21 protein-coding genes and 1 pseudogene are annotated in these 23,786 nt (G+C 71.7%); 11 read left to right on the top strand and 11 right to left on the bottom strand.

Annotated features, from left to right (window positions below):
• Positions 1-144 precede the first annotated feature (144 nt).
• The 9 genes and pseudogenes from BJ982_RS02830 to BJ982_RS02790 form a co-directional block, all read right to left on the bottom strand.
• Positions 145-1,356: a cytochrome P450 gene (locus BJ982_RS02830; protein WP_184876270.1), complete on the bottom strand. Its 1,212-nt coding sequence runs from the start codon at positions 1,354-1,356 to the stop codon at positions 145-147.
• Positions 1,357-1,524: 168 nt separating this feature from the next.
• Positions 1,525-4,116: an ATP-dependent chaperone ClpB gene (gene clpB, locus BJ982_RS02825; protein ID WP_184876268.1), complete on the bottom strand. Its 2,592-nt coding sequence runs from the start codon at positions 4,114-4,116 to the stop codon at positions 1,525-1,527.
• 282 nt (positions 4,117-4,398) lie between these two features.
• Positions 4,399-4,651: pseudogene (locus tag BJ982_RS02820) on the bottom strand (heat shock protein transcriptional repressor HspR); the annotation flags it as partial.
• A 19-nt stretch (positions 4,652-4,670) separates the two neighbouring features.
• Positions 4,671-5,855 (bottom strand): molecular chaperone DnaJ, encoded by a 1,185-nt coding sequence (gene dnaJ / locus BJ982_RS02815; RefSeq protein ID WP_184876265.1) that lies wholly within the window; start codon positions 5,853-5,855, stop codon positions 4,671-4,673.
• Positions 5,856-5,890: 35 nt separating this feature from the next.
• Positions 5,891-6,544, bottom strand: coding sequence for a nucleotide exchange factor GrpE (gene grpE, locus BJ982_RS02810; RefSeq protein ID WP_184876263.1), 654 nt, complete (start codon positions 6,542-6,544; stop codon positions 5,891-5,893).
• A complete protein-coding gene (gene dnaK / locus BJ982_RS02805) occupies positions 6,541-8,415 on the bottom strand; it encodes a molecular chaperone DnaK (protein ID WP_184876260.1) in 1,875 nt (624 codons plus the stop codon). The genes grpE and dnaK overlap by 4 nt, the downstream gene beginning before the upstream one ends.
• A 303-nt stretch (positions 8,416-8,718) precedes the next feature.
• Positions 8,719-9,183, bottom strand: a complete 465-nt coding sequence (locus BJ982_RS02800; protein ID WP_184876258.1) for a hypothetical protein — start codon at positions 9,181-9,183, stop codon at positions 8,719-8,721.
• Positions 9,184-9,313: 130 nt separating this feature from the next.
• Positions 9,314-10,876, bottom strand: a complete 1,563-nt coding sequence (locus tag BJ982_RS02795; protein ID WP_203959406.1) for an alpha/beta hydrolase — start codon at positions 10,874-10,876, stop codon at positions 9,314-9,316.
• A gap of 239 nt (positions 10,877-11,115) precedes the next feature.
• Complete coding sequence (locus tag BJ982_RS02790) at positions 11,116-11,541, bottom strand: hypothetical protein (RefSeq protein ID WP_239123574.1); 426 nt, start codon at positions 11,539-11,541, stop codon at positions 11,116-11,118.
• A gap of 183 nt (positions 11,542-11,724) precedes the next feature.
• Between BJ982_RS02790 and proC the strand changes: the two genes are divergently transcribed.
• Positions 11,725-12,519: a pyrroline-5-carboxylate reductase gene (gene proC, locus BJ982_RS02785; RefSeq protein ID WP_184876254.1), complete on the top strand. Its 795-nt coding sequence runs from the start codon at positions 11,725-11,727 to the stop codon at positions 12,517-12,519.
• Between the two features lie 30 nt (positions 12,520-12,549).
• On the opposite strand, the gene BJ982_RS02780 is transcribed toward proC, so the two are convergent.
• Positions 12,550-12,768 (bottom strand): EF-hand domain-containing protein, encoded by a 219-nt coding sequence (locus BJ982_RS02780; RefSeq protein WP_184876252.1) that lies wholly within the window; start codon positions 12,766-12,768, stop codon positions 12,550-12,552.
• A 261-nt stretch (positions 12,769-13,029) separates the two neighbouring features.
• On the opposite strand from BJ982_RS02780, the gene BJ982_RS02775 reads away from it, so the two are divergent.
• The 10 genes from BJ982_RS02775 (at position 13,030) to BJ982_RS02730 (ending at position 22,880) form a co-directional block, all read left to right on the top strand.
• Positions 13,030-14,220, top strand: a complete 1,191-nt coding sequence (locus BJ982_RS02775) for an MFS transporter (RefSeq protein WP_239123575.1) — start codon at positions 13,030-13,032, stop codon at positions 14,218-14,220.
• Positions 14,221-14,285: 65 nt separating this feature from the next.
• A complete protein-coding gene (locus BJ982_RS02770) occupies positions 14,286-15,704 on the top strand; it encodes an efflux RND transporter periplasmic adaptor subunit (protein WP_184876248.1) in 1,419 nt (472 codons plus the stop codon).
• On the top strand, positions 15,701-16,411 hold the full coding sequence (locus tag BJ982_RS02765; protein ID WP_184876246.1) for an ABC transporter ATP-binding protein: 711 nt from the start codon (positions 15,701-15,703) through the stop codon (positions 16,409-16,411). The genes BJ982_RS02770 and BJ982_RS02765 overlap by 4 nt, the downstream gene beginning before the upstream one ends.
• Positions 16,408-17,592 (top strand): ABC transporter permease, encoded by a 1,185-nt coding sequence (locus BJ982_RS02760; RefSeq protein ID WP_184876244.1) that lies wholly within the window; start codon positions 16,408-16,410, stop codon positions 17,590-17,592. The genes BJ982_RS02765 and BJ982_RS02760 overlap by 4 nt, the downstream gene beginning before the upstream one ends.
• 149 nt (positions 17,593-17,741) lie before the next feature.
• On the top strand, positions 17,742-18,905 hold the full coding sequence (locus BJ982_RS02755) for an acetoin utilization protein AcuC (protein ID WP_184876242.1): 1,164 nt from the start codon (positions 17,742-17,744) through the stop codon (positions 18,903-18,905).
• Between the two features lie 88 nt (positions 18,906-18,993).
• Entirely contained in the window at positions 18,994-19,806 is an 813-nt protein-coding gene (locus BJ982_RS02750) for a phosphatase (RefSeq protein WP_184876240.1), read from the top strand.
• Positions 19,807-20,127: 321 nt separating this feature from the next.
• A complete protein-coding gene (locus tag BJ982_RS02745) occupies positions 20,128-20,331 on the top strand; it encodes a helix-turn-helix domain-containing protein (RefSeq protein ID WP_114029719.1) in 204 nt (67 codons plus the stop codon).
• 361 nt (positions 20,332-20,692) lie between these two features.
• Positions 20,693-20,791: a 30S ribosomal protein bS22 gene (locus tag BJ982_RS02740; protein WP_018654693.1), complete on the top strand. Its 99-nt coding sequence runs from the start codon at positions 20,693-20,695 to the stop codon at positions 20,789-20,791.
• Positions 20,792-20,889: 98 nt separating this feature from the next.
• Complete coding sequence (locus BJ982_RS02735; protein WP_184876238.1) at positions 20,890-21,930, top strand: NAD-dependent epimerase/dehydratase family protein; 1,041 nt, start codon at positions 20,890-20,892, stop codon at positions 21,928-21,930.
• A gap of 53 nt (positions 21,931-21,983) precedes the next feature.
• Positions 21,984-22,880: a lysophospholipid acyltransferase family protein gene (locus BJ982_RS02730; RefSeq protein ID WP_184876236.1), complete on the top strand. Its 897-nt coding sequence runs from the start codon at positions 21,984-21,986 to the stop codon at positions 22,878-22,880.
• A 31-nt stretch (positions 22,881-22,911) separates the two neighbouring features.
• Here BJ982_RS02730 and BJ982_RS02725 read toward each other — a convergent pair whose 3' ends face one another.
• Positions 22,912-23,778 carry an HAD family hydrolase gene (locus BJ982_RS02725; RefSeq protein ID WP_184876234.1) on the bottom strand — a complete coding sequence of 289 codons (867 nt, stop codon included), beginning with the start codon at positions 23,776-23,778 and terminating at the stop codon, positions 22,912-22,914.
• Positions 23,779-23,786: the final 8 nt, after the last annotated feature.

Here is a 23,786-nt window from a genome sequence, read left to right as displayed (position 1 = left end):
AAGACTCCCTGGTAACACTCGGTTGCTTCTTGTGCACCGAACGTATCCGGATGGGTCCTCGGCGAGCGTTTCGTTGACCCAACCATGAGCATTCCCTTACGGGGGCTCCCGATCGGGTCCGGCGAACCGAGTGCGAAGGAGGCCTCAGGCGAAGCGCAGGGGGACGGTCAGGGCGCCGTAGATGCCGATGGGGGGCGTCCAGGCGACCGGGCCGGCGAGGGACGGCGGGCCCAGCCGGGCGGCGAGCGCGGGAAGCGCCTCGCTCAGCTCGGCGCGGGCCAGCGCGGCGCCCAGGCAGTGGTGGGGGCCGCCGCCGAACTGGAGCGGCGTCGCGGTCCTCGGGGCCGTGATGTCGAAGGCGTGCGCGTTCTCGTGGACGCGCGGGTCCCGCTGGGCGGTGGGGATGAGCACCGTCAGGGGCATCCCCTTGGCGATGCCCAGCCCGTGGAACTCCAGATCCTCGATCGCGTACCGGAAAAGAATCGTGGTGGAGGGCCGGTACCGGAAGAGCTCCTCGACCGCGCGGGGCGCGAGGCCGGGGTCGCGGGCGAGCAGCTCCCACTGGCCGGGGTGCTCGGCGAAGGCGACGATCGCGTTGGCGAGCTGGTGGCGGGTCGTGTCGTGGGCGGCGAACACCAGCGTCACCAGCAGGTTCCGCAGCTCGTCCCGGGTGACGCGCCCGCCGCCCTCCCACGCCGCCACCAGCGCCGAGCTGAGGTCCTCGCCGGGGTGGGCCTGCTTGTCCTTGATCAGGCCGTCGACGTAGTCGTTCAGCGCGACCACGGCCCGCTCCACGCGCGCGGCGACGTCGCCGCCGTTCGCGAGGCCGAAGACCAGGCCGATCTCCGGGCTCCACCTGCGGAAGAACTCGTAGTCCTCGGCGGGGACGCCGAGCAGCCGGCACATCACCGCGAGCGGCAGCGGGTCGCTGAAGTCTTCGACGAACTCGCAGACCTCCTCGGCACGCAGGCGCTCGGTGAGCTCCTCCGCCCACGCCCGGATGAAGGGGCGTAAGCCCTCGACCATGCGCGGGGTGAACGCCTTGTTCACCAGGCCGCGCAGGCGGCGGTGCTCCTCCCCGTCGTGATTGACGATCATCGGCACGAACCAGTCGTACACGGGACCGTCCACCACCCCGTTCTGCGCGAGAAAACCCTTGCCGTTGTGGTCGAAACCGCGGTCGCGCAGAATCTCCTGCGCCTCGGCGTACCGCAGCACGAGCGGGCCCAGCGGGCTTTCCGCGTGCCAGCTTTCCTCCTGGGCCGCGATCGCCTCGGGAGAATGGAAATCGAACGCCGGGTCGAGGACGTCGAGGTACGGCACGGTGCCGCCTGTCGAGCCTGCTGACGTGGACATGCTCTTCCCTCCGCCGGATCGTCATGTCTATGTAGATCCGACGCCCGGCGCGGCGATTGCGTCAAGTCCGGGGAAAGTAAGCACTGTCTTTCCTTATGATGGGAAAGATCCATATATAACGGTATCTGCCGTTATTTAATTATGGTCGTCTGCCCATTATCGGTCCGCTCATATTCCGGTGCCCGCCGTGGAACCGACGGTGAGGGTGTCGCGGGCCGCGTCCAGGTCGACGGTGACCGTGTCGCCGTCGTGGATCTGCCCGGCCAGCAGGCTCTTGGCCAGCTTGTCGCCGATCGCCGACTGCACCAGCCGCCGCAGCGGGCGCGCGCCGTACAGCGGGTCGTAGCCGGTGAGGGCCAGCCAGTCGCGGGCCTCGGGCGTCACGGTGAGCGTGAGGCGGCGGTCGGCCAGCCGGCGTGCCAGCCGCGCGACCTGCAGGTCGACGATCTGCGCCAGCTCCTCCGAGCCGAGCGCGTCGAACAGGATCACGTCGTCGAGCCGGTTCAGGAACTCCGGCTTGAACGACGACCTGACCGCCTGCATGACCTTGTCCCGCTTGGCGAGGGGGTCGAGCGTGAGGTCGACGAGGTACTGCGACCCGATGTTGGAGGTCAGGATCAGGATCGTGTTGCGGAAGTCCACCGTGCGGCCCTGGCCGTCGGTGAGCCGGCCGTCGTCGAGCACCTGGAGCAGGATGTCGAAGACCTCCGGGTGCGCCTTCTCGATCTCGTCCAGCAGCACCACCGTGTACGGCCTGCGGCGGACGGCCTCGGTGAGCTGGCCGCCCTCCTCGTAGCCGATGTACCCGGGCGGGGCGCCGACGAGCCGCGCGACGCTGTGCTTCTCGCCGTACTCGCTCATGTCGATGCGGGTCATGGCCCGCTCGTCGTCGAACAGGAACTCCGCCAGGGCCTTGGCCAGCTCGGTCTTGCCGACACCCGTCGGGCCGAGGAACAGGAAGGAACCGGTCGGACGGTCCGGGTCGGCCACGCCCGCGCGGGCGCGCCGCACCGCGTCCGACACCGCGCGCACGGCCTCGCCCTGGCCGACCAGCCTCGCGGCGAGCTCGTCCTCCATGCGCAGGAGCTTGGCGGACTCGCCCTCCAGCAGGCGCCCGGCCGGGATGCCCGTCCAGGACGAGATCACCTGCGCGATGTCGTCGGCCCCGACCTCCTCCTTGACCATCGGGTCCTCCGGCTGCGCCTGGGCGGACGCCTCCTCCAGCTCCTTCTCCAGCCGGGGCACGTCGCCGTACATGAGCCGGGAGGCGGCCTCGAAGTCGCCGTCGCGCTGGGCGCGCTCGGCGGCCGAGCGGGTCTCGTCGAGGCGCTGCTTCAGCTCGCCGAGCCGGTTGAGGCCCGACTTCTCCTTCTGCCAGCGGACGACCAGGTGGTCCAGGTCCTCCTGGCGGTCGGCGAGCTCCTTGCGCAGCCTCTCCAGGCGCTGCACGCTCGCCTCGTCGGTCTCCTTGGCCAGCGCCAGCTCCTCCATCTTGAGGCGGTCGACGGCGCGCTGCAGCTCGTCGATCTCCACGGGACGGGAGTCGATCTCCATGCGCAGCCGGCTCGCGGCCTCGTCGACCAGGTCGATGGCCTTGTCGGGCAGGAAACGGGCGGTGATGTAGCGGTCGGACAGGGTGGCGGCGGCCACCAGGGCGCCGTCGGAGATCTGCACCTTGTGGTGGGCCTCGTACCGGCCCTTGAGCCCGCGGAGGATCGCGATCGTGTCCTCGACGCTGGGCTCGCCGACGTAGATCTGCTGGAAGCGCCGCTCCAGCGCCGGGTCCTTCTCGATGCGCTCGCGGTACTCGTCCAGGGTGGTCGCGCCGATCATGCGCAGCTCGCCCCGGGCCAGCATGGGCTTGAGCATGTTGCCGGCGTCCATCGCGCCCTCGGCCGCGCCCGCCCCGACCATCGTGTGCAGCTCGTCGATGAACGTGACGACCTGGCCGTCGCTCTCCTTGATCTCGTTCAGGACGGCCTTGAGACGCTCCTCGAACTCGCCGCGGAACTTCGCGCCCGCCACCATCGCGCCGAGGTCCAGCGAGACCAGCCGCTTGCCGCGCAGGCTCTCGGGCACGTCGCCGGCCACGATGCGCTGCGCCAGGCCGTCCACCACGGCCGTCTTGCCGACGCCGGGCTCGCCGATCAGCACGGGGTTGTTCTTGGTGCGGCGGCTCAGCACCTGGACGACGCGGCGGATCTCGTTGTCCCGGCCGATCACCGGGTCGAGCCTGCCCGCCCGGGCCAGCTCGGTGAGGTCGACGCCGTACTTCTCCAGCGCGCGGTAGGTGTCCTCGGGGTCCTCGCTGGTGACGCGGGCGTGGCCGCGCACCTTCTCGAACGCCTCCAGCAGGGCGTTCGGGCCGGCGCCCTGCGCCTTCAGCAGCTCCGCGACGCGCCCGCCGTCGGCGGCCAGGCCGACCAGCAGGTGCTCGGTCGAGACGTACTCGTCCTCCAGCTGCTTGGCCCGGGCGGCGGCGGTGTTGAGCACGACCAGGAGCTGCCGGGAGGACGACGGGGCGCTGACGGTCGCGCCCTGGGCCTTCGGAAGCTGTTCGAGCTGCTGCTCGGCGTCCGCGCGCAGCTTCTTCCAGTCGGCGCCGACCGCCTCCAGCAGGTGCACGGCGGTGCCGTCCGTCTGGGTGAGCAGGCTGGTGAACAGGTGTGCCGGTCCGACCTCGGGGTGGCCCTCCGCGGCGGCCCTGCGGATGGCCCCCGACAGGGCGTCCTGGCTCTTACGCGTCAGCTTGTAGTCCACGCTGGTCTCGCCTTCCTCGCATGTCGGCGCGCCGGGTGCCCTCCCCTGGGACGCTGGCGTCCGGCCGACTCGGCATATGTCCGCCCCGGCCGGTGCGCGGGCGCCGGCGTGGGCGTCTGTGTACGCCGCGGGTGGCGGCGTGATCGGGATCCGGGATCCGCGTGGCCCTCGCGCGACGGCGCGGGGATCACGCGGGCGGCAGTTGGTACTGGATCAGCGCGCGGATCATCGCGATCTCGCTCCGGAGCCGTCCGATCTCCTCGCGCATGCGGAGGTTCTCGGTCTCCAGGGCCAGGATGCGCTTGATGCCGGCCAGGTTGATGCCCTCCTCCTGGGAGAGCCGCTGGACCTCGCGCAGCATCACGATGTCGCGCGTGGAATAGAGCCTGCCCCGGCCGGCCGTACGGCCCGGGCTGACCAGGCCGAGACGGTCGTACTGCCGGAGGGTCTGCGGGTGCAGCCCGGAAAGCTGGGCGGCGACCGAGATGACGTACACCGGAGTGTCGTCGGACAGGTCGAAGTAGTTGGCGTCCATCGGCGTCGCCTCCTTCCGGTTACTCGCTACTGGCCTGTCTGAGCAGGTCGGCACGGATGTCGGCGCCGTCGGAGACCGCGCGGAACTCTTCCAGCGCCGACCTTTCCTTGTCGTCGAGCTGCTGGGGCACCACGACCTCCACGGTGACCAGGAGATCACCCTTCGTGCCGTCCTTGCGGGTGACACCCCGGCCGCGCACGCGGAACGTGCGCCCGTTGGGCGTGCCCTCGGGGATGCGCAGGGTGACCGGCTGGCCGTGCAGGATCGGGACCCTGATCTCGGCGCCGAGCGCCGCCTCGGTGAACGTGACGGGGACCGTGACCGTCATGTTGTCGCCGGAGCGGCCGAAGATCGCGTGTGGTTTGACGTGGATCTGGACGTACAGGTCGCCCGCGGGGCCGCCGTTCTCGCCCGGCGCGCCCTTGCCCTTGAGCCGGATGCGCTGGCCGTCGGCCACCCCGGCCGGGATGCGCGCCTGAAGCGTGCGGGTGCTCTTGCCGCGCCCGCTGCCCTCGCAGACGGGGCAGGGGTCGTCGATGAGCAGCCCGCGGCCCTTGCAGTCGCGGCAGGGCTCGGAGAAGGCGAAGTTGCCGAGGTTGCGGCTGGCGGCTCCGGTGCCCTCGCAGGTCGGGCAGACCCGCGGGGTCGTGCCGGTCTTGGCCCCGGTGCCGCTGCACACGGGACAGGCCGACGAGCTGGTCAGCCGGAGCGCGACCGTCGTGCCCTCCACCGCCTCGGAGAAGGACATGGTGACCTCGGACTCGATGTCCTGCCCGCGGCGGGGACGCGTGGTGGTCGTGGAGGTGCGCCCGCCGCGGTTGAACAGACCGCCGAACAGGTCGCCGATCCGCTCGCCCGTGCCACTGCCCTGGGACGTGCCTCCGAAGAGGTCGCCGAAGTCGAACGGGAAGCCGCCGCCACCGCCGCCGCGGGGGGCGCCGCCCCCCGCGTACCCGCCGAGACCCGACCCGAACAGCGTGCGCGCCTCGTCGTACTCCTTGCGGCGCTTGGTGTCGGACAGGATGTCGTAGGCCTCCGAGACCTGCTTGAACTTGGCCTCGGTCTCGGCGCTGCCCTGGTTGGCGTCCGGGTGGTACTTCCTGGCCAGCCTCCGGTACGCCTTCTTGATCTCGTCGGCGGTGGCGGTCTTCGGCACACCAAGGACCGCGTAGTAGTCCTTCTCCAGGTAGTCCTTGGTGCTCATCTATCGCTTCCTTCGTCCGCCAAGGGGGTGGTCGTTCAATTGTCCTCGGGGTCGGCCGCGGCCTCGCCCGCCTCGCCCGAAGTGGCCGGACCGGACCCGCCGCCCGCCGCCGGCTCCTCGGGCTCGGCCACCGCGACCCTGGCCGGGCGCAGGACGCGCTCGCCGAGCCGGTAGCCGGGCTGGAGGATCTCGACGCAGGTGGTCTCGGTGACGTCGGCCGAGTAGCTGTGGATCAGGGCCTCGTGCACGGTCGGGTCGAACGGGTCGCCCTTGGTGCCGTAGGCCACCAGACCGAGCTTGCCGAGCGCCGCGTCCAGCGCCTCGCTGACCTTGGCGAACCCGCCGGTCAGCTCGCCGTGGTCGCGGGCCCTGCCGATGTCGTCGAGCACCGGCAGCAGCTCGGTCAGCACGTTGGCGGCCGCCTGCTCGCGGACCGTGACCCGGTCGCGCTCCACCCGCTTGCGGTAGTTGGCGTATTCGGCCTGGAGCCGCTGGAGGTCGGCCGTGCGCTCGGCGAGCTGCGTGGCCAGACCCTCGTCGTGCTTGGTCTCCTCGGCCGGGGCGGCGGGGGACGCCTGGCCCGGCGTCTTCCCCGCCCCCTCACGCACCTCCCCGGTCTTCGGATCGATGCGCCGGTTGTCGCGGATGACCAGGCCCTCGTGCTCGCTCCCAGAGTTCGGGGACGTCACGCGGCACCGCCCTCCCGCTTCTTCGGCTCGTCGTCGACGATCTCGGCCTCGACGACGTCCTCGTCGGCCTTGGCGCCCGCGCCCTGACCGGCCGCGGCGTCCTGCGGAGCGTCGGCGGCGCCCTGCGACTGGGCGTAGATCGCCGAGCCCATCTTCTGGCTGACGGTGGCGAGCTTCTCGGCCGCCGCGCGGATGGCGGCGGAGTCGGTGCCCTCAAGGGTCTTCTTCAGCTCGGCCAGCGACTCCTCGACCTCGGTCTTGACCTCGGCCGGGACCTTCTCGTCGTTCTCGCGCAGGAACTTCTCGGTCTGGTAGGCGAGGGCGTCGGCGTTGTTGCGCGTCTCGGCCTCTTCGCGGCGCTTCTTGTCGTCCTCGGCGTAGGACTCGGCCTCGCGCATCATGCGCGCGATGTCGTCCTTCGGCAGCGCCGAGCCGCCGGTGATGACCATCGACTGCTCCTTGCCGGTGCCGAGGTCCTTGGCGCCGACGTTGACGATGCCGTTGGCGTCGATGTCGAAGGTGACCTCGATCTGCGGGATTCCGCGCGGCGCCGGGGCGATGCCGGTGAGCTCGAAGGTGGCCAGCTTCTTGTTGTAGGCCGCGATCTCGCGCTCGCCCTGGAAGACCTGGATCTGGACCGACGGCTGGTTGTCCTCGGCGGTGGTGAAGACCTCGGACCGCTTGGTCGGGATCGTGGTGTTCCGCTCGATGATCTTGGTGAAGATGCCGCCCTTGGTCTCGATGCCCAGGCTCAGCGGGGTGACGTCCAGCAGCAGGACGTCCTTGACCTCGCCCTTGAGGACACCGGCCTGCAGCGCGGCGCCGATCGCCACGACCTCGTCCGGGTTGACGCCCTTGTTGGGCTCCTTGCCGCCGGTCAGCTCCTTGACCAGCTCACTGACGGCCGGCATGCGGGTGGAGCCGCCCACGAGCACCACGTGCGCGATGTCGGCGACCTTGATGCCCGCGTCCTTGATGACCTGGTGGAACGGGCCCTTGCAGCGTTCGAGCAGGTCGGAGGTGATGCGCTGGAACTCCGAGCGGGTCAGCTTCTCCTCAAGGTGGAGCGGGCCCTCGGCGGAGGCCGTGATGTACGGCAGGTTGACCGAGGTCTCGGTCTGCGCGGACAGCTCGATCTTGGCCTTCTCCGCGGCCTCGCGCAGCCGCTGCAGCGCCATCTTGTCCTTGGACAGGTCGACGCCGTGCGCGTTCTTGAAGCGGGTCACCAGCTCGTCCACGACGCGCTGGTCCCAGTCGTCGCCGCCCAGGTGGTTGTCACCGCTGGTGGCCTTGACCTCGACGAAGCCGTGGCCGTCCTCCTGGCCGACGTCGAGCAGGGACACGTCGAAGGTGCCGCCGCCGAGGTCGAAGACCAGGATGGTCTGGTCCTTCTCCTTGTCGAGCCCGTAGGCCAGAGCGGCCGAGGTGGGCTCGTTGATGATGCGCAGGACGTTGAGGCCCGCGATCTGGCCGGCCTCCTTGGTGGCCTGACGCTGGGCGTCGTTGAAGTACGCCGGAACGGTGATCACCGCGTCGGTGATCTTCTCGCCGAGGTACGCCTCGGCGTCCGTCTTGAGCTTCTGGAGCACGAAGGCGCTGATCTGCTGGGGGGAGAACTTCTTGCCGTCGATCTCGACGTTCCAGTTCGTGCCCATCTCGCGCTTGACCGAGCGGATGGTCCTGTCGACGTTGGTGACGGCCTGCCGCTTGGCGACCTCGCCGACCAGCACCTCGCCGTTCTTGGCGAAGGCGACCACGGACGGCGTGGTCCGCGAGCCCTGCGCGTTGGCGATGACCGTGGGCTCACCGCCCTCAAGGATCGAGACGACGGAGTTGGTCGTCCCCAGGTCGATACCTACCGCACGTGCCATGAGTACGTCCTTGTAGTCAAAGTTGAGTCTGTGTGACTCAATCATGTGTCTCGCTTGCATCTTTGTCAAGCGACTTGAGTCTACTGGGCTCAACCCTATGGCGGGCGTCTCTATTCCGTCGTATCGGGGGGTGTCGGCGGCGCGGGGAGGCACGACCCGCCGCTCCTGACGTGGGAGGACGCCGGTGGGCACACCGTCCCCCGGGGCGCCGGAGCCCGGCCGCGGGCCGGGGTGACCCGCCGGTGGCGCCAGGCCACATGGCGGCAACGGGTGGGACGTCCGGGATGTTCCCGGGGGGCGGGCCTAGGAGCGCGCGCCGTCCACGATCTCGCGTGCGCCGAGGGGCGCCTTCAGCTTCACGATCGTGCTCTTCTTCAGCGCGATCTCGATGCAGGCGACGTCGCGCGCCTTCGCGGCCTGCCCCTCGTACAGGGTGATCGTGACGCGCCTGGAGGTCTCGCGGACCCTCACCCGGTCCAGCGTGTGGCAGGGCTCGACCCCCGACCACCACACGACCGTGATCCTGCGGCCGTCCTTGGACGGCTTGGCCGACTCCCAGCGCACCTTGCGCGTGCCGACCGTGTGGCCCTTCGGCCGGGTGGGTTTCGCCCCGCCGGTGGCGGGGGTGGGGGAGGAGCCCGGTGTCGTGACGCCGCTCGTCCTGACGATGGCCGAGCTCGCGGCCTGGTCGGGGTCGGCGGCCGTCGGGGCGTCACCGCACCCCGCGGCCAGCAGCACGGTGCCGGTCGCCAGAATCGCCGTCATCATCCGCATACACCTAAGACGTACCCCGCGTCATCCGGGTTCGGACGCCCGCGGCGCCCGGCTCGCGTGAAGCAGAACGCCCCGCCGGTCTCGTGGACCGGCGGGGCGCGGGTTCAGCGGGCGCGGGCGGAGGTCACCGCTCGCCGGGCGCCCAGTCGTCCTGCGGGGTCGGCGCGACGCGCAGCGTGGCGGGCGGCGGCACCGGGTCGGGGAACGGCGGGCAGTGGACGTCGGGGCCGGGCACGCTCGCCGGCAGGGATCCGTCGGTCAGGTACGCCTTCCAGATGTTGTCGATGCAGGCGTTGCCCCGGCCGGTCAGGCCGTGGTTGCCGCCGCCGTCCATGACGACCAGGCGCGAGGTCGGGAAGCGCTTGTGCATCTCGACGCCGCCCGGGTACGGCGTGGGGGCGTCCTTGGTGTCCTGGAAGAGCAGGGCGCTACTGATCGCCTTGCCGTTGACGCGCGGCGGCTGCTGCCCGCGCACGGGCCAGGACTGGCACTGCGCGTTGAACCAGGCGTTGCCCCAGCTCAGGAAGGGGGCGCTGCGGTAGGACTCCCACCAGTCGCGGTGCCAGGTGCCCCAGTCGCGCGGCCAGCGGACGTCGCTGCACTCCACGGCCGAGTAGACGGCGAGGGTGTTGTCGTCGTCGCTGCTGTCGCCGTAGGTGGCGTAGGCGGTCGCCATGGCGGCGTTGTCGCCGTCGTTGACGTACTTCGACAGGGCGTTGGCGAGGAACGGCCACCGGCTCTTCAGGTAGCCGCCGGCGAGGTAGGTGTCGTCGAGCTCCGACGGGCCGACCCTGCCTCCGGCGGGGGTCGCCTTGAGCTTGGCGCGGGCGCCGTAGAAGGCCTTCTCGACCTCGGCCGGGGTCGTGCCGAGGTGGTAGGTGGGCTCGTACTTGGCGACCCAGGCGTAGAAGTCCTTCTGCCGCGCCTCGAAGGCGTGGTTCTGGTCGATGTTGGCCTCGTACCAGACCCGCTCGGGGTTGACGATGCTGTCCAGGACCAGGCGGCGCACCTTCGACGGGAAGAGGGTGGCGTAGGTGGCGCCCAGGTAGGTCCCGTAGGAGTAGCCGACGTAGCTGATCTGCTCCTGGCCGAGCGCCTTGCGGATCTGGTCGAGGTCCTTGGCCACGTCGACCGTGGTCATGTTCCGCAGCAGGTCGCCGTACTTCTGGTCGCAGGCGCGGGAGTATCCCTGCGCCTTCTTCACCCAGGCCAGCTCCTCGCGGAGGTTCCCGGGGACGTAGTCGGGGCGCACCGGGTTCGAGTAGGTCGGGTCGCAGCGCAGGGCGGGCTCGCTGGCGCCGACGCCGCGCGGGTCGAACCCGACCAGGTCGTACTGGGCGGCGAGCGCGGCGCCGAGGCGGGTCTGCATGCTCACCGGGTATCCGAGGCCGCTGCCGCCCGGGCCGCCGGGGTTGAACAGGATGGCGCCCTGATAGTTCGCCAGGTCGGTCGCCTTCTTGCGCGAGACGGCGATCTTGATCTTCTTGCCCCACGGCCGGTCGTAGTCCTGGGGGACCGTCACGAACGCGCATTCGATGCCCGCCGGGAGGGTCGCGCACTGCGTCCACTCCGGAGCGGGCGGCGAGTGGTCGGGGGCCTGCGGAGCCGCTGCCGTCGCGGGTGTCGCGACCAGTGCGGTGCTCAGACCCACGCCGGCGGTGGCCAGCGCTATGAGGATCTTTTTCACGTCAACCCTTTCGGCGCCGGTGGCTCCGGCTGGAACCGACATACCAGCACCATCGGGTAGATCCTCCGGATAAAAGCGGTATCTGACGACATGACTCCACAGGAGTTGCCAAACCGCAACATGCGGCCTGGCGCTTCGCGCTCCGCGCCCGGGCACGCCCCCGCGTGCACCCTATGGCCCGTCCCGCGCGGACGCCCGGCACGCCGGGCCGCGCCGGCCCCGCCCGCCTGGCCCGCCTCTCAGAGCCCCGGGAACTGGTAGTCGGCCTTGATGCGGCCGTCCCGGCCGAGGACGAGGAACTCCACGCCGCCGCCCGCCGCGTCACCGCCGCCCGCGGGCGCCATCTCCCAGGTGAACTTCACCACGTCCCGCAGCCGCACGACATCGGGCCCGGGGCGGAACACGTACACGCCGGGCGCCACGAAGTCCTCGTAGGCCCGGGTCACCCGCAGCTCCAGCTCGTCGTACCCGTGCGCCTCGAACGTGGACGCGGCGAAGCCCACCCGCGCGGCGGCCTCCCTGGCCTCCTGGGGCGGGTGCAGGATGTGGGCGCCGTCCTCCGCCCACAGCTCCCGGATCGCCGCGCGCCGCAGCCCGGCGTCCGGCTCGTTCCACAGCGCCACGTAGCGGGCGGCCAGGTCCCGCGCGAAGATGTCGATCATCATTCCCCCTCGGTCATGTGTTCGGGTACGCCGTAAACCTTGCGGGAGCGGGCGGCGGCCCTCAATTCCCCGGAGGGAATGACGGCGGCTCGCCGGACGGAACGGCCACGGCGACTCGGGTCGGGCGAGCACTTCCGGAGTCGGTAGGCTGCGAGGGTTTCCACACGTAACGCGAGGTGCCTTGAGATGATCGCGATTCTCGGGACGGGCAAGATGGGCGAGGCCCTGCTGTCCGGGCTGCTGCGCGCGGGCGTCGCGCCCGGCGAGATCATCGCCACGGCCCGCCGCCCGGAGCGCGCCGCGGCCCTGCGGGAGCGTCACGGCGTACGTGTCGTGCCCAACACCGAGGCCGCCAAGATCGCCGACACGCTGATCCTCGCGGTGAAGCCGCAGGACATGGCCGCCCTGCTGGACGAGATCGCCGCCCACGTGCCCGCGGGCAGGCTCGTCATCACCGTGGCCGCGGGCATCACCACGTCGTTCGTGGAGTCCAGGCTGGGCGACGACGTGCCGGTCGTGCGGGTCATGTCCAACACGCCGGTGCTCGTCGACGAGGCCATGAGCGTGATCTCCGCCGGGGCGCACGCCGGCGAGACCCACCTGGAGCTGGCCGAGGAGCTGCTGCGCCCGGTCGGCAAGGTGCTGCGCATCCCGGAGTCCCAGCAGGACGCCGCGACCGCGCTGTCGGGCAGCGGCCCGGCGTACTTCTTCTACCTGGTCGAGGCCATGGTCGACGCGGGCATCCTGCTGGGCATGCCGCGGGCGGCCGCGCTCGACATGGTGACCCAGTCCATCGTCGGCGCCGCGATCATGCTGCGCGACTCGGGGGAGCACCCGGTGATCCTGCGCGAGGCCGTCACCTCGCCGGGGGGCACCACGATCTCCGCCATCGCCGAGCTGGAGCGCCACAGCGTCCGCGCGGCCTTCCTCGCCGCGATCGAGGCGGCGCGCGACCGCAGCAGCCAGCTCGCCTCCGGCTGACGCCGTCCGGGCCCGCGGACCCCGGCGGGCTCAGCCCAGGGCGCTGAGGCGGACGAACTCCTCGAACGAGACGCGGCCGTCGCCGTCCGCGTCGGCGGCCTGGTCGAGCGCGCCGATCGCCTCGGCCGGCAGATCGGGGAAGTGCCGCCGGTACTCGGCGTGCGTGACGTACCCGTCGCCATCGGCGTCGATCTCCGCGAAGCGCCTCCTGAGCTCGGCGAGGCGCTCGTCTGTGGGTTCTGCCGTCACGGAGATCCGCCTCCCGGCGTGCGAAGGTCACGAACTACGCCGAACACCATAGTCCGGGCGATCAGCGCCGGTGCCCACCAGGGTCCCCGGACCGGAAATGCGCCCCACGGGTAAATGGTTAGGAACCTTTGCTAATCAGATGCCATCCTATCGGCGGGCGAAATCTGGCTGAATGGGGTCATTGTGGCGGGGTGCGGGGAAGTGTCGGACGCGTCCGAATCGAGGTCGGGGCCCGAGGACGGGAGGCGCGGCGAACCCGCCGTGTGGACGCGAGACTTCCGCCTGTTCTTCACCGCCCGGTCCGTCTCGACGCTCGGCACGGGCATGGTGCCGGTCGCGATGTCCCTCGGCGTCATCCAGGCCGGGTACGGCGCCACCGGCGTGGGCCTCACGCTGGCGTCCTCCGTGGTCCCGATGGCGTTGCTGGTGCTGTTCGGCGGCGTGTTCGCCGACCGGTTCACCCCGCGCCGCATGATGGTCGGCGCCGACATCGCCCGCGTCCTGTCACAGGCCACCACCGCCGTGCTCTTCCTCACCGGCACCCCGGTCCTGTGGCACCTGATGGTGATCTCCGCCGTCAACGGCACGGCGGCGGCCATGTTCCAGCCCGGCCTGGCCAGCCTCATCCCGAGGATCGCCACCGACGTGCAGGCCGCCGTCGCCACCCAGCGGACCTCCGAGTCGTTCATGCTCCTGCTCGGCCCCTCGGTCGCCGGCATCCTCGTGGGCGCCGCCGACGTGGGCGTGGTCTTCCTGATGGACGCGGCCGGGTTCGCCGTCAGCGCCGTGTGCCTGGCGCTCCTGCGGCTCACCGGCGCCCCGCCCCCGGCCCAGGAGGGGTCGGTCTGGCACAACCTCAAGGAAGGGTGGCACGAGTTCAGCTCCCGCACCTGGATGTGGGGTGTGATCATCGTCTGGTCGGTCATGGGCATCGCCGTCTTCGGCCCGATCCTCCCGCTCGGCGCCACGATCATCTCGGCCGCCTACGACGCGCAGGCGTACGGCTTCGTCATGTCCGCGCACGGCGCTGGAACGATCCTCGGCGGGCTCGTCGCCATGCGGATCAAGCCGGTACGCCCCCTCGCCGCCGGGGCGACGGCCATGCTCCTCTACGCCCTGGAGCCCCTGTCGATCGCGCTCGGGCTGCCGCTGCCGCTCATGCTGGCCTGCCACGTCGCGGCGGGCGTCGCGATGGCGTTCTGGGGCGTCATGTGGATGACGAGCGTCCAGACGCAGGTCGCGCCGGGCGTGCTGAACCGCGTCCACGCCTACGAGGTCGCCGGGTCGATCATGGCGCTCCCGATCGGGCAGGCGCTCGCGGGGCCGGTCGCCGCGGTGGTCGGCCCCCAGGAACTGCTCGGGGCGTCGTCGGTCATCTCGGTCACCGGGTGCGTCGTGCTGCTGGCGGTGCCCGCCGTCCGCCGCCTGCGCCGCGTCGCCGCTACTTCGTGAGGTCCGGCCCGCCGACTTGCCGAAGGACCCCGGCGGGCGGGTGATCTCCCTCCTACGATGGTCTTGTGACGATTTGTCGCGGTCTCCCTCCGCTTCTGCTGTCCCTGGTGGCCGTCCTCGCCGCGGCCTGCACATCGGAAGAGGCGCCGAAGGTCCACATCGCCACGGTGGCGCGCGCCCCGGTCAGCGAGGTCGTGGAGGCCCCGGCCAGGGTCGGCGCCCGCGCCACCGCCACGCTGCGCTCCCCGGCCGCCGGGACCGTGGCCAAGGTGTACGTCCAGGACGGCGACAAGGTGACCAAGGGGCAGATCCTGGTCAGGGTCGGCTCCCCGCAGGCCCGCGACCGGCTCGCCCAGGCGCGCAGGGCCGAGCGGCAGGCGTCCGCGTCCCCGCGCGCCATGAGCGTCGCCGCGGCGCCCGGGCTCCGGCTGCCCGCCCCGAACCTCACCGCGTCCCTGGACCGCGAGGTCGCCCGCGGCTTCGCCCGGGCACGCGCCGCCGCCAGGAAGGTCCAGGACAGGCGGGTGCGCGCCCAGTTGCTCGCCGCGATCGACGCCGCCCAGACCCAGCACCGCGCCCAGAGCGCCGCGCTCAACCAGATCACCCGCGACCTCACCCGGTCGGTGAACCGGTCGCTCTCCCAGATGAGCGGGCAGATCGGCGCGGGTCTCGGCGGCCTGACCGCCTCCATGGCCTCGCTGCGCTCGGCCTCCGCCTCCCAGGCCAGGGCGGTGGCCAAGGCCGCCCAGGCCACCGTGGACGGCCTGGTGGTCAAGGCGCCGTTCGGCGGGATCGTCACGCTGGGCGGCGCCGCGGGAGGCGGCGGGGCGAACCTCGGCGCGCTGCTCGGCCAGTTGCCCCCGGAGCTCGCCGGGCAGGCGGGCGCCGCCGCGGGCGGATCGCCGGGCGGCGCCGCGCCGGCCGCCGCCGGGGGCACGATCGCCTCCGGCGTCCCGGTGTCGGCGGGGGACGCGCTGGTCACCGTCACCGACGTCTCCAAGCTGTCGCTGTCGGCCGACGTGGACGAGACCGACGTGCTGCTCGTCGGCCCCGGAGTCCGGGCGGAGGCCGAGCTGGACGCGGTCACCGGCGCCACCTACAAGGCGACGGTCACCGGCGTCGGGGTGACCCCCAAGGAGGGCACGACCGGCGGGGTCAGCTACCCCGTGCGCCTCAGGCTCGGCGCGGGCGCCTACGACGGCGGCGACGCCGCGCCGGCCCCCAAACCGGGCATGAGCGCGGTCGTCAGGCTCACCGTGCGCGAATCGCCCGACGCGGTCGCCGTCCCCGCCTCCAGCGTCGTCACCAGCGGCCGCGAGACCGTCCTGTGGGTGGTGCGCGGCGACGGCACGGCCGAGCGCAGGGTGGTGACGCTCGGGGCCCAGGGCGAGGCGATGGTGGAGGTCACGCGCGGGCTCAGCGTCGGCGAGCGCGTCGTGGTCAGGGGCGCCGACAGCGTCCGGCCGGGCCAGACGCTCCCGTGACCGGCTCGCCGGCCGGCGTCCCCGCCTTCGAGGCCGTCGACCTGACCCGCTCCTACCACCTGGACGGGGTGTCGGTGGACGCGCTGCGCGGGGTGAGCCTGCGCGTCCACCACGGCGAGTTCGTCGCCATCGTCGGCCCCTCGGGGTCGGGCAAGTCGACGCTCATGCACCTGCTCGGCTGCCTGGACCGTCCCACCGGCGGCACGCTGCGCGTCGACGGCGCCGACATCGCCACGCTGGACGACGCGGGGCTCGCCGAGCTGCGCAACAAGGCCATCGGCTTCGTGTTCCAGTCCTTCCACCTGCTCGCCCGCACCTCGGCGCTGGACAACGTGGCGCTGCCGCTGGTGTACCGGGGGATGGGCGGGGCCGAGCGGCGCGAGCGCGCCAGGCGTGCCCTTCAGGCCGTCGGCCTCGGCCACCGCCTGGACCACCGGCCGTCCCAGATGTCCGGCGGCGAGCAGCAGCGGGTGGCGATCGCGCGGGCGCTGGTCGGCGACCCCAAGGTGGTGCTCGCCGACGAGCCGACCGGCAACCTGGACTCCCGCAACGGCAAGGAGGTGATGGGCATCCTCGCCGCGCTGAACTCCGAGCGGGGCGTCGCGGTCGTCCTCGTCACGCACGACCGCGAGGTCGCCGACGCCGCCCGCCGCCAGATCCACGTGCGCGACGGCGTCATCGAGCGGGACACCGGGGCCGCGCCGTGAGGACCGCCGAGGCGTCCCGGATGGCGCTGGAGGCGCTGCGCGTCAACCGGCTGCGCAGCGCCCTGACCATGTTCGGCGTCGTGATCGGCGTGTCGGCCGTGGTGATCCTCGTCGCCATCGGCACGGGCGCCAAGGAGGCGGTGGAACGCGAGATCGCCGGGCTGGGCAGCAACATCATCCTCGTGGTCCCCGGCGAGGTCGGGCTCGGCACCGCCCCGACGCAGAGCCGCCTGGGCCTGGACGACGTCGCTTTCGTCCGCCGCCTCGTCGGCGACCCGGCCAAGGTGACGGTCGCCGTCAACTCCGGCGAGTTGGTGCGGGTCGGGGGCACCGCGGTGTTCGCCACGATCACCGGCACCGACGAGCACATGTCCAACATCTTCGACCGCCCGCTGCGCCGCGGGCGCTACCTCGGCGGGACCGACGTGGACACGCGCCGCAGGGTCGCCGTCCTCGGGTCGGAGGTGGGGCAGAAGCTCTTCGGGGACGTGGACCCGATCGGCCGCCAGGTCGCGATCGCCGGGGTGCGGTTCCGCGTCGTCGGCCTGTACGAGCCGGTGGGCGCGACGTTCGGCGTCGCCAGGGACCAGGAGGTGCACATCCCGGTCACCACGGCCCAGCGCCTGGTGGGGCTGTCGCGGATCAACGGCATCGCGGTCGGCGCGTCGGGCCCCGACGAGGTCGAGCCGCTGCGGCGCACGGTCCTGGAGGCGCTGCGCGCGCGCTACCCGGGCGAGCGGTTCAGCGGGGTCACCCAGACCCGCCTCCTCGGCACGATCGGCACCGTCCTCGGCATGCTCACCGGCGTGCTCGCGGCCATCGCGGGCATCTCGCTGCTGGTCGGCGGGGTCGGCGTGTCCAACATCATGCTGGTCAGTGTGCGCGAGCGCACCCGCGAGATCGGCCTGCGCAAGGCGCTCGGCGCCCGCGCGCGCGACGTGCTCGGCCAGTTCCTCATCGAGGCCGTGCTGCTCACGACGATCGGCGGAATGATCGGCATCCTGATCGGCGTGGGCGGGTCGCTGGCGATCCAGGCGCTGTCCCCGGTGCCCGCGGTGATCACCTGGTGGTCGGTGGCGCTGGCCTTCGGGGTGTCGGCCGGGGTGGGGGTCTTCTTCGGCGTCGCCCCCGCGCGCAGGGCGGCCCGCCTGGACCCGGTCATCGCCCTGCGCGCGGAGTGAGCGGGAACGCCCGGAGACATCCCCTAACGTGCCCGTTCCCCCCTGGCCGTCGCGGGCCGGTGACACGCCTTGCGGTACGGTCGTTCTCATGAGCGTGTGCGGCGAGCCGGTGACCCCGCGCCCCATCCGTAGGCGGGCGAGGTGACCGCGTGAGCCGATCCGTTCAGGTGGTGTGGGACGACCGGCTGATCTCCTACGACTTCGGCCCCGGCCACCCGCTCGCGCCCGTCCGGGTCGAGCTGACCATGGCGCTCGCCCGCGAACTCGGGGTGCTGGACAAGGTCACGGTGACGGGCTGCGTCCCGGCGACCGACGACGAGCTGGCCCTGGTCCACGCGCGCGACTACATCGCGGCGGTCAGGCGCGTGTCCGCCTCCGGGGCGCCCGACGTCTTCCACGGGCTCGGCACCCCGGACAACCCCGCCTTCGCCGGCGTTCACGAGGCGTCGGCGCTGGTGGCGGGGGCCACGCTGGCCGCCGCCCGCGCGGTGTGGACGGGCGAGGCCGAGCACGCGCTCAACGTGGCCGGCGGCCTGCACCACGCCATGCCCGGCACGGCCAGCGGCTTCTGCGTCTACAACGACCCGGCCGTCGGCATCGCCTGGATGCTGGAACAGGGCGCGCGGCGCATCGCGTACGTGGACGTCGACGTCCACCACGGCGACGGCGTGCAGGCGATGTTCTACGACGACCCGAGGGTGCTGACCATCAGCCTTCACGAGAGCCCGCGGACGTTGTTCCCCGGCACCGGCTTCCCGAGCGAGACCGGCGCCGAGGGCACGGCGGTCAACGTGGCGCTGCCGGCCGGGTGCGGCGACGCGGGGTGGCTGCGGGCCTTCCACGCGGTGGTGCCGCCGCTGCTGCGCGAGTTCGCGCCGGACGTCCTGGTCACCCAGCACGGGTGCGACAGCCACGCCCTGGACCCTCTGGCGCATCTGATGCTGAGCCTGGACGGCCAGCGCCGGGCGTACGCCGAGCTGCATGCGCTGGCCCACGAGACGGCGGGCGGCCGGTGGCTGGCCACGGGGGGCGGCGGCTACGAGCTGGTGCAGGTGGTGCCGCGCGCGTGGACCCACCTGATCGCCGAGGCCGCGGGCGACCCGATCGAGCCCGCCACCGAGACGCCGCCGAGCTGGCGCGCGTTCGCCACCGAACGTACGGGCGAGTTGCCTCCGCTGAGCATGACCGATGGCCGTGATCCGGAATTTCACGATCTGTCGCGGGGTTACGACCCCGGGGACTCCATAGACCGGGCGATCATGGCGACGCGGAAGGCGATCTTCCCCTCGCACGGGCTGGATCCCGAGCCCTGAGGGGGCCGCATGGCGTGGCGGCCGCCCGTGCGTGACGTGTGACGGTCGCGCGAGGGCCGCACGACCTGCCGAGTGGACGGAGTGAACGATGGAGACCGCGACCCCTCCTTCGCGGGAAGAGCTGAGAGACCACCTGGTCCGGACGAGGATCGCCGGCGACGTGGCGACCAGCCGGGAGAACAACCTTGACCACTACCGCTCCCTCGCCGTACGCGACCCCCACTACATGTTCGGTCTCACCATGGACGGCGACTGGACCTTCCGCGACATCCTGGCCCTGATGGCCAAGTCCGCGGGCGTCGTGGCCGACCCGGACTTCCACACCGGCCAGGACACCATCGACCCCGACCGCACCATCGACGCGCTGGAGGCCATGGGCGACCGCATCGCCGCCGCCCTGAGGCGCGAGAACCCCAAGATCGTGGTGGCGACGGGCCACCCCACGGGCCTGCTCACCACGCACCTGGCCCTCGCGCGGCTGGCCAGGCGGCACGGCGCCCGCCTGCTCACGCCCGCCGAGACGCGGTCGTTCACCGGCGGCCTCGGCCGCAAGCGCCGCATCCGCTACCTGGACGACGTGGCGATGCTGGACGATGGCGGCGCCCTCGTCCACACCCACGACCCCGCCCCGATGCAGGCGATGCTGGCCGAGCTGGCCGAACTGGACGCGTCCGGCGCCGAGCGCCCCGACCTGGTGATCGCCGACCACGGGTGGGCCGGCGCGGCCGGGGAGGCGGGCGTCGAGACCGTCGGGTTCGCCGACAGCAACGACCCCGGCCTGTTCGTCGGCGAGGCGGAGGGCAAGATCGCCGTGACCGTGCCCTTGGACGACAACGTCCTGCCCCGGTACTACGGTCCGATGACCGAGTATCTGGTCGCGAGGGTCGAGAGTGGTCTCTGAGACGCCTGCGGCGTGATCCGGCCGCGCTCTAAGGCGCGTTAGGTACGTGCCTTGTGGCCTCGGCATCGACCGTTTGCCAACTTTTTTCTGATCCTCGGCGGCTCTAATGGGACGTGGTCAGACCACTCACAAGATCGGCAAGAGGGCTTGGCCTGGCTGCTGGCCAGCCACTTTATCCATTCTGGTGGCAGGCGCCTCCTCCGACTGGTGGAATAGGGGGTTTGCGCGATCGGAGGCGCGTTCTACGCTGACAGCAGTACACGTGCGTGAGCAATGGCACCAGTGGGGATAACCCGGAAACACGTGCGGAAGAGGCGTCCGATGGCTGCAGGCGAAAGACCTCTCAGTGAGGTGAAGTTCCTGACGGTGGCAGAGGTTGCCACCGTCATGCGGGTATCCAAGATGACGGTTTACCGGCTCGTGCACTCGGGTGAGCTGCCGGCCATCCGGGTCGGGCGGTCCTTCAGAGTGCCCGAGCAGGCGGTGCACGACTACCTCAGGGATGCGTTCATCGAGGCGGGTTGAAGTGATCAGTAGCGACTACGGCGGTTGGCGGCCGGCAACCGTTCGATAACGAGCGCGGCGGTTCGCCAGGGTGCGGACCACCCCGCCGGGCCGGGGCGGGCGGCTCACCGCCCGCGTCGTGGCCGGTCGTGGGCGTCCCCTGGCGTGGTACGCGGGATCCCCCCAGGGAGCGTCGTTCCCCCCGAGGAGCGAGCGACCGCGGATCGCCGGTAGGCTGTTGGTTCGGTGTGCTCCTTGGCGATGCGCCGGAACCGGGCCGAGGTGTGCCGTGAGAACGGCTCGCCCGCGCGGCCCCGGACGGCGCGCCACTCGCCGGAGGGCACTCGCTGATTTGACAAACCTACCTTCACCTGGGGGTCCCGTGGGCTCTGTGATCAAGAAGCGTCGTAAGCGCATGGCGAAGAAGAAGCACCGCAAGCTTCTCAAGAAGACCCGCATCCAGCGGCGTAACAAGAAGTAGCGCGGACCGGCGACGCGGAGCGGCGGGCCGGGCGTGACACGCCCGGCGACCATTCCGAGCAGAGCGGTACCCACGACACGTCTTCCTGCGAGGCGCCGATGACCCACACCGTGCTCGTCACAGGGGTCTCCCGGTACATCGGCGCGCGCGTCGCGAGCGCCCTCGCGGCCGACCCGGCCATCGACCGGGTCATCGGTGTGGACACCGTGCCGCCGCCATCGCTCGCGCGGGGCGGCGGCGGCGTCGCGCTGGGCCGCACCGAGTTCGTCCGGGTTGATCTGCGCAGCCCGGACATCGCGCGCGTGATCGCCGCGGCGGACGTCGGCTCGGTCGTGCACATGAGCCTCGTCAGCGCTCCATCGAGGACCACCGGGCGGTCCTCGATGAAGGAGCACAACGTCATCGGCACCATGCAACTGCTCGGTGCCTGCCAGCGCTCCGCCACCGTGCGCCGCGTGGTCGTCCGTTCGACGACCGCGGTGTACGGCTCCTCGCCGCGCGACCCGGCCGTCTTCACCGAGGACGCCGAGCCGGCCGAGGCCCCCGCGCACGGCTACGCCAAGGACGCCTGCGAGGTCGAGGCGTACGTGCGTGGCTTCGCGCGGCGGCGTCCCGACATCACCGTGTCGCTGCTGCGCTTCGCGAACTTCATGGGCCCAGGGGTGGACTCCCCGCTCACCCGCTACTTCGCCCAGCCCGTCGTCCCCACCGTCTTCGGATTCGACCCGCGCCTGCAGTTCGTCCACGAGGACGACGCGGTCGAGATCCTGCGCCGCATGGCCGTCGAGGACCATCCCGGCACGTTCAACGTCGCGGGCGACGGCGTCATGCTCCTGTCCCAGTGCGTGCGCCGCGGCGGCCGGCCGACGATGCCGGTGCCGTCCCCCGTGTTCCGCGGCCTCGGCGACGCCCTGCGCCGTCTCGGCCGCGTCGACTTCTCACCCGAGCAGATCTCGCTCATGCTCTACGGCCGGGCCGTGGACGCCGGGCGCGTCGCCGCCGAGCTCGGCCGGCGTCCCACGTTCACCACCGCGGCCGCGTTCGATGATTTCCTCCTCTCGCGTGGCCTGTTTGGCGGTACGCCACTCCCTGTGATCGACTGGCTGGGAACAGTGCTCGGCGGGGGCAGGGAAAAGTGAAGCAGACACACTCATTCGGTGACTTTCGCGAAGACGACGGCGCGACCGCGAGGGTGATCCCGATCACCTCGGCGCGGCGCGAGGAGGACGAGAGCCGCGCCACGCCCGTCGAGGACCGTCTGGCCGAGTTCCTGGCCTTCCTGCGGCGGCGCCTCGCGGGGGAGTACGAGGTCGACGAGTTCGGTTTCGACCCCGAGCTGAACGACAAGGTGCTCCTCGAACTCATCCGCCCCCTGTACCGCCACTGGTTCCGCGTCCAGACCCTCGGCCTGGCCAACGTCCCCGACGAGACCGGCGCCTTGGTCGTCGCCAACCACTCGGGCACGATCCCGGTCGACGCGCTGATGCTCCAGGTCGCCCTGCACGACGAGCACCCCAAACACCGGCCCCTGCGCCTGCTCGGCGCCGACCTGGTCTACCAGCTCCCCGTCCTCGGCCACCTGTCCCGCAAGTCGGGCCACACCCTCGCCTGCCCCGAGGACGCCGACCGGCTGATGCGCAAGGGCGAGTTGGTCGGGGTGTTCCCCGAGGGCTTCAAGGGCGTCGGCAAGCCGTTCGCCGAGCGGTACAAACTCCAGCGTTTCGGCCGGGGCGGCTTCGTGGCCTCGGCCATCCGCGCGGGGGTGCCGATCATCCCGTGCGCGATCGTCGGCGCGGAGGAGATCTACCCCAAGATCGGCGACCTGCGCTCGCTGGCCCGCCTCTTCGGCCTCCCGTACATCCCCATCACGCCCCTGTTCCCCTGGCTGGGGCCGCTCGGCCTGGTGCCGCTGCCGTCCAAATGGATGATCGAGTTCGGTGAGCCCGTCCGCACCGACCAGTACGACCCCGAAGAGGCAGACGACCCCATGCTCGTCTTCAACCTCACCGACCAGGTCAGAGAGCTGGTCCAGCAGCAGCTGAACCGCCTGCGCCTCCAGCGCGGCCACGCCTTCCCGCCGTTCTTCTGACCGCGGGCCCCGCGTGGCTCCGAGGCGGGTCTCACAGGGAGCGGTAGTGCTTCCTGAGCGCGATCGCCGCCGCCACGCCGCCCGCCAGCGCGCCCGCGCCCGCCGCGATGGGCAGGCCGATCATGGTGGCCTTGCGCCCGGTGCGGAAGTCGCGCACCGTCCAGTCGTTGCGCCTGGCGTGTTCGAGCAGCTCACCGTCGGGGTTGATCGCGCACGGGTTTCCGACGAGCCGCAACAGGGGCAGGTCGTTGGCCGAGTCGCTGTAGGCCGTGCAGCGCGACAGGTCGAGGCCCTCGCGCCGGGCCAGGGCCTTGACGGCCTCGGCCTTGGCGGGCCCGTGCAGCAGGTCGCCCACCAGTCGCCCGGTGTAGACGCCGTGCTCGGTCTCGGCGACGGTGCCGAGGGCCCCCGTGAGGCCGAGGCGCTGGGCGATGACCCGGGACAACTCGACCGGCGTGGCGGTCACCAGCCACACCCGCTGGCCCGCGTCCAGGTGGCCCTGGGCGAGCGCGCGGGTGCCGTTCCAGATGCGGTCGGCCATGACCTCGTCGTAGATCTCCTCGCCGAGACGGACGACCTCGTCCACCTTGAGGCCCACCACGAACGCGAGCGCCGTCTCCTTGGCGCGGGCGATGTGCTCGGGGTTCTCGTTGCCGCGCACGCGGAACAGCGCCTGGCCGATGGCGAACCTCAGCAGGTCGGTGGTGGTGAACAGCCCGCGCGAGGCGAGCCCGCGCGCGAAGTGGTAGATCGACGCGCCGCGCATCATCGTGTTGTCGACGTCGAAGAACGCCGCGGCGGTCGAATCGGGCTCGGCGATGGGGGCCGCCACGGCGGCCGCGGCCGCGACCTCGCCGGCGATCTCCGCCTCGGTACGCCGTCGTAGTAACCGCCTCATAGCACATC

Source organism: Sphaerisporangium siamense (genome assembly GCF_014205275.1).
Classification (GTDB): domain Bacteria; phylum Actinomycetota; class Actinomycetes; order Streptosporangiales; family Streptosporangiaceae; genus Sphaerisporangium; species Sphaerisporangium siamense.
The sequence above is the reverse complement of the archived record's forward strand: the minus strand, read 5'-3'. Positions and strand labels throughout refer to the sequence as shown.